The sequence below is a fragment of the Dellaglioa sp. CoH-57-MRSF-18 genome, from assembly GCF_056781995.1.
This window is the reverse complement of the sequence record NZ_JBXAXX010000003.1, coordinates 128781-143592: the sequence shown is the minus strand read 5'-3', so window position 1 is coordinate 143592 and position 14812 is coordinate 128781. Positions and strand designations below refer to the sequence as shown.

Genomic DNA, 14812 nt, shown 5'->3' with positions numbered 1-14812 from the left:
ATCAAATTTGCATGTCTAATAACGCCTTTTTCCGTTACATTATGATTACAATTAGTAACGCATAATGCCTCTATTAGTATGCGCCCAACTACACGTTTTTTTGATAATTGAGTCGTCAGGTGATTCATCAGAATACCCTTTCAACGTGTAGATGGCTAATAAATGCTTAACTTCCTTAATGAAATCTATTTTATCCACATAGGTATCACGTCTGTTCTGAACTAAAGATAAGATAGCATCATGATATCTAAATTGGGGTGTTGGATTTTCAAAACCAAGTTCTGCAGCTATTTTACTGGCCAAAGAAACTTGAATATCTGTAAAAAGATGCGCTAAATTTAATTGCTTTAGAAATTGCGAATACTTACTTTGAACTCTAATTCTTAATCCATTGTTGAAAAATAAATCAGTTCCATTTTCTACATCGGAAATATTAGCAAGATGGTGTCCTGCCGTCCATGAGGCATCCCGTTTTGATGGCCCACTATCTGGAAATAACTGATACATACCACATGTGTAAGGTAGAGCTTGTTTCTTTTCAACTAATGACACAATCGCACGCATTGCGACAAAAGTTAGAATTTTTTCATTAATCAAGCGATTCACAAAATTTGTTGTTGTGTATTTACATAATAAAATATCTTTATGCTTATCAAAAATAATGGATCGTAAATCATCCCGTCTGTGTGTTATATGGTGAATATACAAAGTTGTCTCCATGTTCACTTGATAGTTATCCGTTACAATTCCATGTTCTGTAAAAAAATGATCATCCGTAACGTCTATTATTGGATGATTCTCCAACAAGTTTCGCCAATATTGAGACCCAACAGTCAATAAGCGTGTTTCTGGATAATCTATAATTTCTTTAAAATCCCGTTCTAATTCATTCTCCAAGTTCAATAGCCTACTCCTTTTCTTACTTTCATTTAACAACTTATCCTATGTTACAGATTTAATTGTAACTAATCTTGTGTGAACTTAAGTCTAATTGTTAAGTTTATCTTAAGAAAATTAATAGTCTACCTTTAATTCTTAAATGCTCATCAAAAACCCATAAATACGCTCATTTCGTCGTCTATTTTAAAATTGAATAACCTCGTATTCTAATTAAGAACCTTGGCCAAGGGATCTTAAAAGAAACGAGGCAACTCTACTAATATGTCAAATCAAATAAACCCAGGTCTAGCTTTTCTACTGAAAAATGACCGTGAAAAACTTATCTTTGGTGTTCTAAAAAGAATGTCGATTAATCAATCGCATGCTTCATATGACGATTTCGTACAAGAAGCACGATTAGCATTCAGCGCTGCATATGACCAATACCCTAAAACTATTGAAGATAATGAACAAACTTTCATGGTTTACGCCTATCAACGTGTCTACTGGCGACTTCTTGATTTAATTAATCGACAATCTAATCAACAAACGCATTTAGAACCTAATAAGGATGATTCAACTAATCCAACTGATTCCATCATTGATTTAACCCTCCAAACACAAGATACTATCGCTGAAAAATTATTTACAGAACACCTTTTTAAATCACTCTATGACCTCTGTTCAAACGCCGAACAACATTATCTAGTCGATTGTTATATTAGACACAAAACAGTCACAGAAATTGCTGCCAGTCATCATGTTAGCCGTCAAACAGCCTATAACTGGCGTAATAGCGTCGGTCGGAAAGTACTTTTAGTCATTGCTCAAATGAATCAAGAATAAATATCAGTATTTGCTTTACAAAATGGTTAACCGATTCTTTATTATCTATGTAAGGCGTCGCGGCACTTATCAAATATAGACACACAAAGGAGAACATATATGAGTAAAACTTGGGTAAAAACAAACGTTATCGTTGAGGGATTAAGTTCTGACGGCTCTGAACGTAAACGTTCATTCGCTAACATTACTGAAAATGCCTCTAACGAAGCTATTGCACAACTCGGCGCTACAGTTGCTTCATTAACTGGTGATAACACCGTTAAAATGACCATCCGCACAGAATCAAGTCTTTTAGCTTAATCAAACCTAAGGAGGAAATTATATGAAACAATTAGATTTAGCATTTAAAAATGAAGCGGGTAAAACGCGCCATATGAAATTACGTTACGTTAATACAGATTTAGATCCAGCAACCGTTAAGAAAGCCATGGATGACATTACAGGTTCTGATTTATTCCATCGTGATAACGAAAAAATGTTCGTAACCCCTATCTCAGCACAATTTGTTGAAACCATTGAAACACCAATCTACACAAACGATTTAGTTTAACCGTAAAAGCCAACTTAATTGTTGGCTTTTTTTGTACCCTCATAGCACCTATCAATTGCCTTTTAACATCATATTGGCTATTCTAAAATTTAGGGGGATTGTAATGAATAAAATAGAAGATAAAAAAATGACGTTTTTCACGGTTTTCTTGTTAGGAATTAACGGTATTATTGGATCGGGGATTTTCTTATTATCTGGTAAAATTTATAATGATATTGGACCACTCAGTATCTTTACAATTATCGCTGCAGCATTAGCAGTCACCATGATTGTGCTCTGTTACGCAACACTAGCAAGTAAATTTTCGGAAGATGGTGCGGCTTGGTTATATGCCTATAATGCATTCGGTAAATTTACTGGTTTTCAAGTTGGTATATTTACTTGGATATTAGGCGTAGTGACTTTGTCAGCCGAAATTGCTGCGTTACTAACTGTCTTAAAAATACTTTTTCCAGCATTACAACAAACGCTTATTTATGATGTTTCAGCAATTGCCTTAGTCATTATTCTAGGCATCATTAATTATTTTGGAACAGCTATTCTAGATTTCGCAGACAATCTGTCTTCTGCAGCTAAAGTATTTATCATGTTACTCTTTATTATTGTCGGTGCTTTCTTCATTAAGGATGCTCATTTTACGCCCATGATTCCGACTGATATTCACAGTAACACTCAGTTATTTACGAAATTTAATACAGCATTTGGTGTCATTTTTTATATGTATACTGGCTTTTCATTTTTACCGATTGCTGCTGCTAAAATGGATAATCCGGAAAAGAATATTCCGAAAGCACTATTAAGCGTTATTGCAACGGTGACTTTATTATATGTTTTACTTCAAACGGTTGCCGTGGGTATCCTTGGCCCTAACTTAGGATCGTACTCATTACCAATTGCTGCGGCATTCAAAAGTATCTTTGGTCAGTGGGGTTATATGATCATTATCATTGGGATGTTGATCTCTATTCTTGGGGTTGCCATCTCAGTATCATTCAATACACCTATTGTGGCTGCATCGCTAGCAAATGAACATCAGCTTTTACCAAAAATAATCGGTAAGCAAAGTAAACACAATACACCGGTTATCGCAATCATTGTGACATCTATCACAAGCATCCTCCTGCTACTTAGCGGTAGTTATTTATTCTTAGTATCATGCATTGTCTTTGCATCGTTTGTCCAATATGTACCAACAATTCTAGCAACATTTAAATTCAATAATGATCCAAATTTACCAAAAGGTTTCAAATTACCAGGTGGTCCAATTATTCCAAGCCTTGCATTAATTATCTCACTTTACTTACTGTTAAGTTTTAATTGGAAAATCATCTTATTCGGCGTTATCGTGTTAGTACTAGGGTGTTTACTCTACTGGTTTGATAACCGAAAAAAATAACCATTGATTTTGAAAGTTCAAAACCAATGGTTATTTTTCTATTAAATTTTGTAGATATTCATGACTTTCCAACATTTCGCGACAATCATTTTGATTTTCTAAATCAATTTCGTAAATAGTCGTTGCATTTGGATTAAGCAAAGGATATGCTAACTTCCAATCAATCTTGCCTTTTCCTAAAGTTAAACTATCATGAAATTTACCCATTGAATCGACTAAGTGATAATGGACGATATTTGGCATTAACCGTTTCAAACTCGCTTGTAAGTCAGTATTACTACCTGCTTGTTTAATAAAGGCATGCGATGTATCAAATGCTAAGCGATACCCTTTTTGTAGAATAAACTGATCCATCTCTTCAGACCCATAATAAAATAAATCAGAAATCGAATTCTCAAACATGACGTTATTTTGTCCATATTTTTGATAATAATCCATCCGATTAAATAACGCTGATTCCGCAACCTCAAAATTAGGATATTCAGCAATAATTGTTGGCGTTTGTCGATTATATGAACCATGAATGAGGGTTTGAATTGATTTATCTTTTGCGAGCTGAATCAATGTCTCAGTACTTTCTCTAACAAAACGATATAACCTAGGATCAGCTGTTTCGGAAACGGCTAATTCAACAGATTGTTCACCAACCTTCATTGGATGATGCATGACAATCTTCTTCGTAGTTGCCTTCACCTCATCAATCTCATCTGATAATCGTTTTAATCCATCTCCAGAAACATCAAATTCATTTAGATAGAATTCAAAAATATCTGGATTATGTTGTAACCGATCATGGAGTTGAATTGGGTCAGTTCCCGCCTTTAATCCTAATGGTATTGTCATTTGAATCATCTCCTTGGTACTATGTTAGCATTAAATTGGGTGAAAATAAAAAGGAGTGACTTCTAATGATTCAATTTCTCAAATCACTAGAAAACTCCCCTTTTCTATACTTCAATTTTAGCCATAAATTCATGTAAAGCATCTTGCCAACTTGGTACTTCAAATCCCGTTGCTTTAACTTTACTCAAATCCATAACTGAATGTCTAGGTCGGTATGCCTTTTGTGGATATTCTTCAGACGTTACTGGACTTATTTCAACTACTTCATCCTTTAAAATCTCACTAGCAAATTCATACCAAGTACATGAATTATCATTAGAAAGCTGATATAACCCATAAGGAATATTTTTTTGAACTGCATATAACATAAAATCAGCCAGCGTTCTAGTCCAAGTTGGCCGTCCAACCTGATCACTAACAACAGTCAGATGATCATGAGTTTTAGCTAAGTTTAGCATCGTATAGACGAAGTTCTTTCCATATTCGCCAAAAACCCATGATGTACGGATAATATAATACTTACTCATTATTTTAGCAACGGCTTCTTCTCCAGCTAACTTCGTCCGACCATATTCATTTTTAGGCGCAGTGGGTGTTTTTTCTGTATACATTTGATCATTAGTCCCATCAAATACATAATCAGTACTAATGTAAACTAACGTAGCACCCACAGATTCTGCTGCTGTGGCAATATTCTGAGTACCTATAACATTAACTTGTTCATTAATAGCTTTACCAGGTTCTTCTTCAGCATTATCAACAGCTGTATAAGCTGCACAGTGGTAGACAATTTCTGGGCGATTATCTAAAAAATAATTATTAACTGCTTTTGAGTCAGTAATATCTAAATCTTTAGAACCAGTTCCTGTATATACAATCTTTTTTTCATCTAATAAATGACTTAATTCTGTTCCTAATTGACCATTTACACCCGTAATTAATATTTTCATAATTAGCTCCTTCAAAAAAAGAATGGACTTAAGTCCATTCTTAGTTATTATTGTCCATTTTTTGCATAATTTGCTTCAACTGCATCTTTCTCAGCTTTCCACCAATTTTCATTATTTCGGTACCAATCAATCGTATCTTGTAATCCTGATTTAAAATCAGTAAATTCAGGATTCCAACCAAGCTCTTCACGTAATTTTGATGAATCAATAGCATATCGTAAATCGTGTCCTGGGCGATCTTTAACGACATCATAAGCATCTTTAGGTTGACCCATTAATTCTAAAATCAACTCCAAAACAGCCTTATTATCTTGTTCACCATCCGCACCAATCAAATAAGTTTCACCAATACGACCCTTATTTAAAATAGCCCAGACAGCACTTGAATGATCATTAGTATGAATCCAATCGCGAACATTTTTACCAGAACCATATAACTTAGGCCGGATTCCACTCAAAACATTAGTAATCTGTCTTGGAATAAACTTCTCAATATGTTGGTATGGTCCATAATTATTGGAACAATTTGAAATTGTTGCCTGTAAATTGAATGAACGCACCCATGCACGAACTAATAAATCTGATCCAGCCTTTGTTGATGAATATGGACTGCTTGGATTATAACGTGTTTCAGGTGTGAATTTTTCACCTTCACCTTCCCCATGACCGGGTAAATCTTCGCGTAATGGTAAGTCTCCATACACTTCATCAGTTGAAACATGATGGTAGCGGACATTGTATTTACGACAAGCTTCTAGCAATGTATATGTTCCGATAATATTAGTTTGAATAAAAGGTGATGGATCTTTTAAAGAATTATCATTGTGACTTTCTGCAGCGTAATGTACTACCGCATCTGTTTTGCTAACAAGTTCATCAACTAGTTTAGCGTCAGTAATATCTCCCACTACTAGCTCAACACGATCAGCAGGTAGTCCAGCTAAATTTTCTTTATTTCCTGCATAAGTTAATTTATCTAACACGGTAATGTGAACATCTGGGTGGTTATTAACCACATAATGGACAAAATTAGAACCAATAAATCCGGCCCCACCTGTTACAATAATATTTTTCATTTAAAAACACCTCTCCTATTTAGATTTCTCCATACACAAACGGATTGTCTTTTTCAAACTCTGTAAACGTTGGTTGTGCAGCATCTTTTTCAGATGTAATTGCTTGGTCAAAATCAATAGGCCAATCAATATTTAGTTCAGGAGTTTTAAATGAAATCCCACCATCTGCTGCTGCATTGTAGTAACCATCACATTTATAAAGGAAATTAACATCATCTGTTAATGTTACAAATCCATGGGCATACCCTTTAGGAACTAATAATTGGCGATGGTTACTTGCAGAAAGAATATATCCTTCCCACTGTTTATAAGTAGGTGAACCTTTTCGAACATCGACAATAACATCTAGTACTGCCCCTGTCACGACCCGAATTAATTTAGTTTGTGCAGCTTCTCCACGTTGAAAATGAAGTCCTCTTAAAACGCCAGCTTGTGTTGATAATGAATGATTATCTTGGATAAAATCAATATCTATTCCAGCTTCTTTGAAATCTTTGTCTGAATATGACTCCGTAAAAAAGCCGCGATTATCACCAAATACTGCTGGTTCAATAATCTTAACATCTTGTAACTTTGTTGTTGATACTTTTAATTTACCCATTACTTTTTATCCTCTTCTTCTGCGATACGTAACATGTACTGTCCATAATCATTTTTTTTGAGTGGTTGTGCTAGATCAATTAATTGTTCGCGTGAAATATAACCCATTCGATAGGCGATTTCCTCTAAATTAGCTACTTGCATATTTTGCATTCTTTGAACAGTTTCAATAAACTGCCCTGCTTCAAGTAAACTTGCATGTGTCCCTGTATCAAGCCAAGCAAATCCACGTCCCATAATTTCAACATGTAGTCTTCCTTTTTCAAGATAGACCTTGTTAACATCCGTAATTTCAAGTTCGCCACGTGGTGACGGCTTAATATTTTTTGCTATATCAACAACTGAATTATCATAAAAGTATAAGCCTGTTACTGCAAAATTACTTTTAGGGTGATCCGGTTTTTCAACAATCGAAATTGCTTTATGGCTCTCATCAAATTCAACAACACCAAAACGCTCGGGATCACGCACTTGATAACCAAATACGGTAGCCCCCTCAGTTTGATTTGCAGCCCGTTCAAGCATCTTAGTCATACCTGGACCATAATAAATATTATCACCTAAGATGAGCGCAACGCTATCATTACCAATGAAATCAGCACCAATAATGAATGCTTCTGCTAATCCATCTGGTGTAGGTTGAACGGCATACTCTAAATTAATGCCTAATTCAGAACCGTTGCCCAATAATTCTTGAAAACGTGGCGTATCTTCAGGAGTAGAAATAATTAGAATATCCTTGATACCTGCCAACATTAATGTTGATATTGGATAATAGATCATTGGTTTATCATAAATCGGCATCAGCTGTTTACTTGATGCACGTGTCAATGGATATAAACGAGTCCCACTACCTCCGGCTAAAACTATTCCCTTCATACACTTTTCCTCCTAAAATATTCTAATTAATTTTTGTAAATGGTAGCTACAATAACTACTTAACACAGCTTTTAAAAATAAAAATCATTATTTATTTAATATCCTTCTTAAAACCAATTTTTTAACATAATTTGTTTCGTCATATCTAATAAATAAGAAATAGAATAATGTACTTGCTAGAATAAATACAACAGCAGATGCTATCAAAATACTGAAAATCCCTTGAATTACAATAATTTTTAGTAAATACGAAATTATTCCTAATTCTATTCCAATTATTCCCATATAACCAAAATATTTAAGATAATATTTTTTCATACTACGTTTGAATCCATATTTGAATAAGATAAGTGGTTCCCACCATAAATTAATTCCAATATTACTTACTATTGTACCAATTAATATACCATTAATGCCGAGATTTGTTGTCATTAACAAAAGAATTGAAACTATCATATTAACTACAGCTTCAAGTAGTGATTTATATCTCATTGGCCAAAATAATCCACGTGCACCAATAAAATTTAATACAGTCTGTCTAAATTGAACAAGTACAAAATTTATAACAATAAGTAACACGGTAAAGTTCGATAAGACGTAATTTGATCCTATCCAAAATTTAATAAAAGATTCAATAACTGCGTATAACGTTATAGCAATAACTGATGTAATACCGGCATTTATATACATATAACGATAAAACACAACTTCTTGATAATCTTCATCCTCCGTTACTCCTAGATTACCTAATCCAGCTGTGACAGCAGAGATACTTTGTGTCAACACACTGGAAATACTATTTACAATCAGCATATAATTAGAATATATTCCTACTAATCTAACGCCTAAAAATGCCGATATTAATATATTATCCGTTCCAAAAACTAATATAGTACCAATTTTTGAAGAAACAGTCCCAAATATATTTTTCTTCATATAGTTGATGACTTTAGGATTTACTTTAACAGTTTTCATTTCGGAAAGAAATTCAAATTCCCTATCAACAAGTTTTGAAATTCTCAAGTTAGATAACAATGTTATAATTATTTGGATTACTAAGTACCAAACATATTGTCTAAATAAAAGTAAAAAGATAATTTGTAATACTGTCTGCATTATCGTAAAAATTAATCTATTTAAACTATCCTTATATCCTTCTTGATTTGCAATTAATAAGGAACGTTTATACGTAAAAAAGTAACTAACAACCGTATTTAATAAAAATAGTACAAACATAACTCGCGGAAATGGTACAGGACTACCGCCCTTCATTAAAATAGTTATAAATGGAGTAAATGCTAAACCCATAATCAAAATTACGATACCAATCACATTATACACTTTTCTAAATAAATTCATGACACCAGCAATTTCACCATGATTACTAGTAGCAAGAGGATCGTACAGTGAGTACGTTATCGCCCCACCAATCCCTAATTCAGCAAAGGATAGAAAACTCAACACATTAGCATATAGCCCATTGATTCCCATGTAATCGGCACCAAGAGTTTTAATAAATACTGTCTGCAATGCAAACTTCAAAACTAACATTATTACTTGCGATAGTGCAGCGATTGATGTATTTTTAGCTGCTATACCAGTTCGAGAATTATTATTCATACATCACACTTACCCTCATCTGTTAAGTTCTTGTACACGTTTAATTTCTGTTTTAATTTTATCCGTGTACTTTAACATGCCGTTATCATAGACATCATTAATATCGTGCTTCTTAAAATCAAGATAACTACGTTCTTTTATATCATTACTTTGATCAGCATATCCTCTTTTTACTTTATTCTCGAATTCTTCAAGTGATTTTGCATAGTAATGATTAACCCTCACGTGTTCCCTTGATACAATTTTAGGTCTTTTTTCATTTGTCCATGGATATCCCCATAACCTATTTCCGTTTTCATCAGTCGTTTTACCGGCCACATCATACCAATGTGGTATTCTCATATCAATTACTAATCTAGGATTTACGATAGGTTTTGAATCTAAAATAATATCATTTTTTGATCTATTTAAAAATGTCTCAGTAACTAATCCATTTGATTTTTTAATCAAATTAGATGAGCCGAACATCACCCAACCAATTTCAATTTGAGCAACGTTTTCACTAAATTCATTTAAAAAAGAATCAATATTTTTTTCATCAATTAATACTAAATATTCATCTAAATCTAGTGTTAATAGCCATTTTGTTTCTGTCTTACAGCGCTCGACAGCATCCAGATATGCTGGTATTTGTTGCTTATCACCCGGAAAATAGATATATTCAACCACTTTACTTTTAATATACGGTTCTAAAATTTCTTTTAAATTATCAGTAGATTCGTTATCATAAATATAAAATTTTGATATACCAATAATTTTATGATATTCAATCCATTCTTGAACGTATAGTGCTTCATTTTTAATAATTGCCACTAATGACACGCTATTAATAAAATCAGTTTTTTCTTCAATTATTTTTACTTGTTTATACCTTTTATTTCCGTAGTTCATCTTATTTTTCATATACTTTATCATATTATATGCCGTAATAAAATTACGCCTAAAACTTTTTTTTATTAAATTGATAGTAACCACCTAATCACTCTCTATTAAACAAACCATATAATTATTCTTTGTGCTGTTGTATTAATTAAACTATGAAATTTATGATACAAAGAATATCTTTTAAAGATATTCTTTGTATCATAAAACTTATATGTATCTTCTAGCATTTTTTTTTCAGTATCATTTTTAATGATATTAGAAAATCTTTCATACAGAACAATATTTTCCTTTTTAATCCGACCTAATTGTTTATATCTTATTTTTAATCTACGAAAAACTTCATACAAGTGTACATTACTCTTACCAATTCCGATGACGTTATTTTCATGTTGTCTATAGTAAACCGTTACTTTATCAATGTACGTTAAATTCCCACTTGCTGAGCTGATTTTAGCAATAATTGAATCATGCATTGTTACATTTTCAATATCTTCATCTGTTAACATAAGTACTTCATCTCTTAGTTTCTTATTAATTGCTAATGCCGCTCCGGTTACTTTAAAATTGAATAATAAATCATTCAATGAATGATTATAATTTTCGCCTACTAACATTTTAGACATTTTAATATTTGTTGAAACAGCCTTTTTATCAGCAATCATAAGATCTGAAAATATAGCTTGTGTTATTTTATTGTCTAACAAATCAAATTTATCCATAAATTGCATTATTTTATCTGAAACCCAAACATCATCTTGATCAGAAAAAAAATAGTAATCAGCATCGACAACCCTAAGTAATTCAAAAAAGGAACGTTTAACACCCATATTTCCGCTTGAATAAATTATTTTTAACAAATTTTTATTTTCGTATCTTTTTAAAATATCTATTGTATTATCTGTTGAACCATCATCTCTAACATAAATCTGTATGTTATCTTCATTTTTATATTTTTGCTCAATAATACTATTTAATTGTTCCTCGACGTACTTTTCGCCATTATACGTTGACATAATCACAGCTATATTTTTCAAAAATTTACTCCTTAATTACTTTTCTTTAAACGACAATGCTAAAGCGATTTCCAATGTACTAAATATGGAATACTGTCAACAAATTCTTGTGGTACTAACACTCCATAAAACGCTATAACAGCTAATAAGAGTATCCCCACCATCATTAAATCAATCTTTAATAATATTCTACTATCAATCTCATCTTTATGCTCCCTAATTAGCGCGTATGCAATTATAATTGGTGCGAAAGAGTTACGTTGGAACCGTTGATATTGTATCGACATAACTAAAAATGGGAGTGCTACAAGACCAGTTAACGAAATTAAGAATAACAATTTCAATTTATTTTTAATCTCAGTTGATAGGCTATTAATTTTCAAAAAATAATATCCAAGTCCTAACATTGAAAAATATGATAAAGCTATTTCTATAAGCATTATTTTTGATGAACCAGCAGCATAACTTGTGTTCAGTTTATCAAACAATTGTGTCCTAGATGAATGCAATGAAACTTTCGTTATTATATTTTTCAATAAACCACTTAAACCTGGAATAAATTGTACAATTGTTAAAATTACAAAAAAACCAATAATTAATTGTACAAAAATTTTCACATATTTTTCGCTCAAAAAGCTTAAGGGAATTATTATTAAAAATATATATCCAGATGAATGCATTGATGCGCTCAATAAGATTAATCCGATGGCAATAATAATATTTTTTACATTTTTTTTCTGTAAAAAACTTAGCCCTAATAGAGCAATAGAAATCATAAAAAAATTACGTGCCTGTGTTGCCTCATTAAAAAAAGGAAAAATTGCAAAAACCCAAACAAAAGATCCTAAATTCTTTGTAAATCTTAATATTGCAACTGTCAAAATAATAAAACTAACAATAAATAATATTAATCTAAAATCAGCATATGTCACTCCGTTTGCCGCAAAAATTCGAGAAAGCCACATATAGCCCCACTCAAATTGGTGATTATATGGTGCTAAAGAACTATTATCATAATTAATAAGATAACTAGGATAATCGGTCGTCGTCATCTTACTAGCAGCACCCGCTAGCCATGCTAATATTCCGATTCCAATGAACGGAATGATATTATTTTTTTTACCATGAACATGATCCAAAAAGAAATTGGTTACTATTGCAAATAAATATGTCATATAAACTCCTAGATAGTCATTTCTTAAACAATTAATGAAATTTGCTTATGCTGTATTCCATTTTTAATTAAATTTTATGTAAATACTAACATTATTTTTTGAATAACCTTAATATTTCCTCCAAATAGAGTAAGGTATTGTGACCGTGAATATTGGTAAAAAAACCATTCTTTTTGCCAAATATTATGGCTTCGATACCCTTCTTTTCTACAAAATATTTCAACATAGTAATTCTTTTTTTTATTTTAATAGGCGAATTTGAAAATTGTAGTTCTAATTCATTAACCAATTTGGAAAATCGATCAAATTTAACTTTATATTTTTTTAAATCAATTAACTTACTTTTTATAATTGTACTTTTTTTATGTGCATCGGCACCTCTTGTAATATTAAATGAATGCATTCTATGACCATCAGTCGCACTATCTATATATCCAATCCCATCATATAATCCAGCAACTAATGCAAGCCATGCATCATGATTAACTGCTTCTATCGGGATGTTTTTTGAAATTTCTAATAAGTTACGATTAATAATCATCGTATTACCCATTAACCAGTTATGTAGAAAAATACGTTGATATGTTGGTTTATTTTTCTTTTCTACACCACTGTAGTTCACACTTCCGTCCCCCACTACTTCAAAAAACTCGTCATAATTCGTATATACAAGCTTAGGCAGTACTTTTTCGTTAGGCAGGTGTCTAATTTCATTTAATGATATCTCAATTTTATTTGTATACCATACATCATCCTGATCTGAGAACATAACATATTCATACTGGTCTGGAACGTTATTCATTAAAATTTCAAAATTTCCTAATTGGCCCTTTTCATTAATATTTAGCGAGCTATCTAGTATCGTTATTTTAGGATCTCTTTTAAAATTATCTAAAATTTTACTGGTATTATCTTTCGAAAAATCATCTCTAATAAATAGGTGCCAATTCCCATATGATTGATTCTTAATACTTTCAATTTGCTCCATTAAAAATTTTTCACCATTGTAGGTAGCCATTAAAATTGCAACGTCACTCATAATTAGATCCTCCTAATTAGCTAAAGTGTTCAGCGAATATTTTTCTTAATTGTTCTTTCGTTTCTGAAAGGCTCTCCAATGGTAACGATATGTCGTTTATAACAACTATTTTTGCCTTGGATTTTAAGGCGCGCTTTATTTTTGAAAAATCTCCATCTTCTGGCAACTTCTCAAACTTTCCAAACGAAAATCTACGTGGTTCAAAATTCCCTTTTGAAAGTTGCCAATCGCGTGCCAACCAAATATTTACATCATTTCTAGTACGAAAACGATTTTTACTAAGTTCGGCTAACAAAGCTGGTTCTTTTTGATATATTTCTTTAAATGTACTTTTCAATAAACTACTAGGCAAATGCGGTTCATACCATCCCAGAACAGACCTATATGGTAAAACTAAGAAATTTCTTACATTTTGAAACCCGTATTGCCAATTAAATATTTTAAAGAAATTCTTCTTCAAAATATTATTTTTTGAGAACCACTTATTAATAATAAGTATATTATTAAAAGGTATTAACGAAAATTCTTCCGACGGTTGAATAAGTCCCATTAATCCTACATCCTTAGGAGTCCCATCTTGAGAAAAGAAATCTGTTGGATCTACCTTGTTAGTTATAAACGTATCGTCATTAAATACGATAAAATGTTCCGATAAATTTTTAATTCTTGGAATATTCATTTCAATGACATTCGAATTAAAAGTAGGTAAATATTCTTCAGGAATAAAATCAGAATGATCAACAATTGTTAGATTTTTCATGTCCAATGGAAACTTCGGAACTTGTTTGTCGGTAATTAAAAAAATATGGTTTACCCATGGTGCAAATTTTTTTACACCTTCAAACCACCATTTAAAAATATCATAATCTCTGAAACGTTCATCCGCATTTAAATTTTTGTTTCCCGCGTACTTATTTTTTTTATTCCGCCAGATATCATCATTTCCATCAACCCATGTCACTACAAAATCAATTTTAAAATTATCACTCATGACTAAGTTCTCCTTAATATTTATTAGTGATTTTAATATTCAGATAAAAAGTGTTAATCTATTTTCAATC

The 14812-nt window shown here is 31.9% G+C and carries 16 protein-coding genes; 4 read left to right on the top strand and 12 right to left on the bottom strand.

Translation table 11 applies throughout. The annotated features are described in order from the left end of the window. Positions 1-51: 51 nt before the first annotated feature. Complete coding sequence (locus tag AC1RPG_RS04445) at positions 52-903, bottom strand: competence protein ComK (RefSeq protein ID WP_481761525.1); 852 nt, start codon at positions 901-903, stop codon at positions 52-54. A gap of 258 nt (positions 904-1161) precedes the next feature. Between AC1RPG_RS04445 and AC1RPG_RS04440 the strand changes: the two genes are divergently transcribed. The 4 genes from AC1RPG_RS04440 to AC1RPG_RS04425 all read left to right on the top strand — a co-directional run bounded on the left by AC1RPG_RS04440 (position 1162) and on the right by AC1RPG_RS04425 (position 3671). Further along, the gene (locus tag AC1RPG_RS04440) at positions 1162-1725 is read left to right on the top strand and encodes a sigma-70 family RNA polymerase sigma factor (protein WP_481761526.1); all 564 of its coding nucleotides are present in this window, start codon (positions 1162-1164) and stop codon (positions 1723-1725) included. Positions 1726-1824: 99 nt separating this feature from the next. After that, positions 1825-2025: a DUF1659 domain-containing protein gene (locus AC1RPG_RS04435; RefSeq protein ID WP_409022133.1), complete on the top strand. Its 201-nt coding sequence runs from the start codon at positions 1825-1827 to the stop codon at positions 2023-2025. 22 nt (positions 2026-2047) lie between these two features. Next, on the top strand, positions 2048-2275 hold the full coding sequence (locus AC1RPG_RS04430; protein ID WP_409022132.1) for a DUF2922 domain-containing protein: 228 nt from the start codon (positions 2048-2050) through the stop codon (positions 2273-2275). Positions 2276-2378: 103 nt separating this feature from the next. After that, positions 2379-3671 (top strand): APC family permease, encoded by a 1293-nt coding sequence (locus AC1RPG_RS04425; RefSeq protein ID WP_481761527.1) that lies wholly within the window; start codon positions 2379-2381, stop codon positions 3669-3671. Between the two features lie 30 nt (positions 3672-3701). On the opposite strand, the gene AC1RPG_RS04420 is transcribed toward AC1RPG_RS04425, so the two are convergent. The 11 genes from AC1RPG_RS04420 to AC1RPG_RS04370 all read right to left on the bottom strand — a co-directional run bounded on the left by AC1RPG_RS04420 (position 3702) and on the right by AC1RPG_RS04370 (position 14742). Further along, complete coding sequence (locus AC1RPG_RS04420; RefSeq protein WP_481761528.1) at positions 3702-4514, bottom strand: sugar phosphate isomerase/epimerase; 813 nt, start codon at positions 4512-4514, stop codon at positions 3702-3704. A gap of 104 nt (positions 4515-4618) precedes the next feature. Beyond that, on the bottom strand, positions 4619-5464 hold the full coding sequence (gene rfbD, locus AC1RPG_RS04415; protein WP_481761529.1) for a dTDP-4-dehydrorhamnose reductase: 846 nt from the start codon (positions 5462-5464) through the stop codon (positions 4619-4621). Between the two features lie 47 nt (positions 5465-5511). Beyond that, complete coding sequence (gene rfbB / locus AC1RPG_RS04410; RefSeq protein WP_481761530.1) at positions 5512-6540, bottom strand: dTDP-glucose 4,6-dehydratase; 1029 nt, start codon at positions 6538-6540, stop codon at positions 5512-5514. A 19-nt stretch (positions 6541-6559) separates the two neighbouring features. Beyond that, positions 6560-7141, bottom strand: coding sequence for a dTDP-4-dehydrorhamnose 3,5-epimerase (gene rfbC, locus AC1RPG_RS04405; RefSeq protein WP_481761531.1), 582 nt, complete (start codon positions 7139-7141; stop codon positions 6560-6562). Next, positions 7141-8019 carry a glucose-1-phosphate thymidylyltransferase RfbA gene (gene rfbA / locus AC1RPG_RS04400; protein WP_481761532.1) on the bottom strand — a complete coding sequence of 293 codons (879 nt, stop codon included), beginning with the start codon at positions 8017-8019 and terminating at the stop codon, positions 7141-7143. Before rfbA ends, rfbC begins: the two co-directional genes overlap by 1 nt. Positions 8020-8106: 87 nt before the next feature. Then, positions 8107-9639 carry a lipopolysaccharide biosynthesis protein gene (locus AC1RPG_RS04395; protein ID WP_481761533.1) on the bottom strand — a complete coding sequence of 511 codons (1533 nt, stop codon included), beginning with the start codon at positions 9637-9639 and terminating at the stop codon, positions 8107-8109. A gap of 15 nt (positions 9640-9654) precedes the next feature. After that, entirely contained in the window at positions 9655-10542 is an 888-nt protein-coding gene (locus tag AC1RPG_RS04390; RefSeq protein ID WP_481761534.1) for a glycosyltransferase family 92 protein, read from the bottom strand. 86 nt (positions 10543-10628) lie between these two features. Then, the gene (locus AC1RPG_RS04385) at positions 10629-11558 is read right to left on the bottom strand and encodes a glycosyltransferase family 2 protein (protein WP_481761535.1); all 930 of its coding nucleotides are present in this window, start codon (positions 11556-11558) and stop codon (positions 10629-10631) included. A 38-nt stretch (positions 11559-11596) separates the two neighbouring features. Beyond that, positions 11597-12712 carry an EpsG family protein gene (locus AC1RPG_RS04380; protein WP_481761536.1) on the bottom strand — a complete coding sequence of 372 codons (1116 nt, stop codon included), beginning with the start codon at positions 12710-12712 and terminating at the stop codon, positions 11597-11599. A 91-nt stretch (positions 12713-12803) separates the two neighbouring features. Further along, entirely contained in the window at positions 12804-13751 is a 948-nt protein-coding gene (locus AC1RPG_RS04375; protein WP_481761537.1) for a glycosyltransferase, read from the bottom strand. 16 nt (positions 13752-13767) lie between these two features. Then, positions 13768-14742, bottom strand: coding sequence for a Stealth CR1 domain-containing protein (locus AC1RPG_RS04370; protein ID WP_481761538.1), 975 nt, complete (start codon positions 14740-14742; stop codon positions 13768-13770). Positions 14743-14812 lie beyond the last annotated feature (70 nt).

What these genes read in the sequence shown, in the direction of transcription:
- AC1RPG_RS04420 (WP_481761528.1), bottom strand. Translation starts at nt 4,514, where the DNA reads ATGACAATACCATTAGGATTAAAGGCGGGAACTGACCCAATTCAACTC.
- AC1RPG_RS04370 (WP_481761538.1), bottom strand. Translation starts at nt 14,742, where the DNA reads ATGAGTGATAATTTTAAAATTGATTTTGTAGTGACATGGGTTGATGGA.
- rfbB (WP_481761530.1), bottom strand. Translation starts at nt 6,540, where the DNA reads ATGAAAAATATTATTGTAACAGGTGGGGCCGGATTTATTGGTTCTAAT.
- AC1RPG_RS04380 (WP_481761536.1), bottom strand. Translation starts at nt 12,712, where the DNA reads ATGACATATTTATTTGCAATAGTAACCAATTTCTTTTTGGATCATGTT.
- AC1RPG_RS04440 (WP_481761526.1), top strand. Translation starts at nt 1,162, where the DNA reads ATGTCAAATCAAATAAACCCAGGTCTAGCTTTTCTACTGAAAAATGAC.
- AC1RPG_RS04375 (WP_481761537.1), bottom strand. Translation starts at nt 13,751, where the DNA reads ATGAGTGACGTTGCAATTTTAATGGCTACCTACAATGGTGAAAAATTT.
- AC1RPG_RS04395 (WP_481761533.1), bottom strand. Translation starts at nt 9,639, where the DNA reads ATGAATAATAATTCTCGAACTGGTATAGCAGCTAAAAATACATCAATC.
- AC1RPG_RS04430 (WP_409022132.1), top strand. Translation starts at nt 2,048, where the DNA reads ATGAAACAATTAGATTTAGCATTTAAAAATGAAGCGGGTAAAACGCGC.
- AC1RPG_RS04435 (WP_409022133.1), top strand. Translation starts at nt 1,825, where the DNA reads ATGAGTAAAACTTGGGTAAAAACAAACGTTATCGTTGAGGGATTAAGT.
- rfbD (WP_481761529.1), bottom strand. Translation starts at nt 5,464, where the DNA reads ATGAAAATATTAATTACGGGTGTAAATGGTCAATTAGGAACAGAATTA.
- rfbA (WP_481761532.1), bottom strand. Translation starts at nt 8,019, where the DNA reads ATGAAGGGAATAGTTTTAGCCGGAGGTAGTGGGACTCGTTTATATCCA.
- AC1RPG_RS04390 (WP_481761534.1), bottom strand. Translation starts at nt 10,542, where the DNA reads ATGAAAAATAAGATGAACTACGGAAATAAAAGGTATAAACAAGTAAAA.
- AC1RPG_RS04425 (WP_481761527.1), top strand. Translation starts at nt 2,379, where the DNA reads ATGAATAAAATAGAAGATAAAAAAATGACGTTTTTCACGGTTTTCTTG.
- rfbC (WP_481761531.1), bottom strand. Translation starts at nt 7,141, where the DNA reads ATGGGTAAATTAAAAGTATCAACAACAAAGTTACAAGATGTTAAGATT.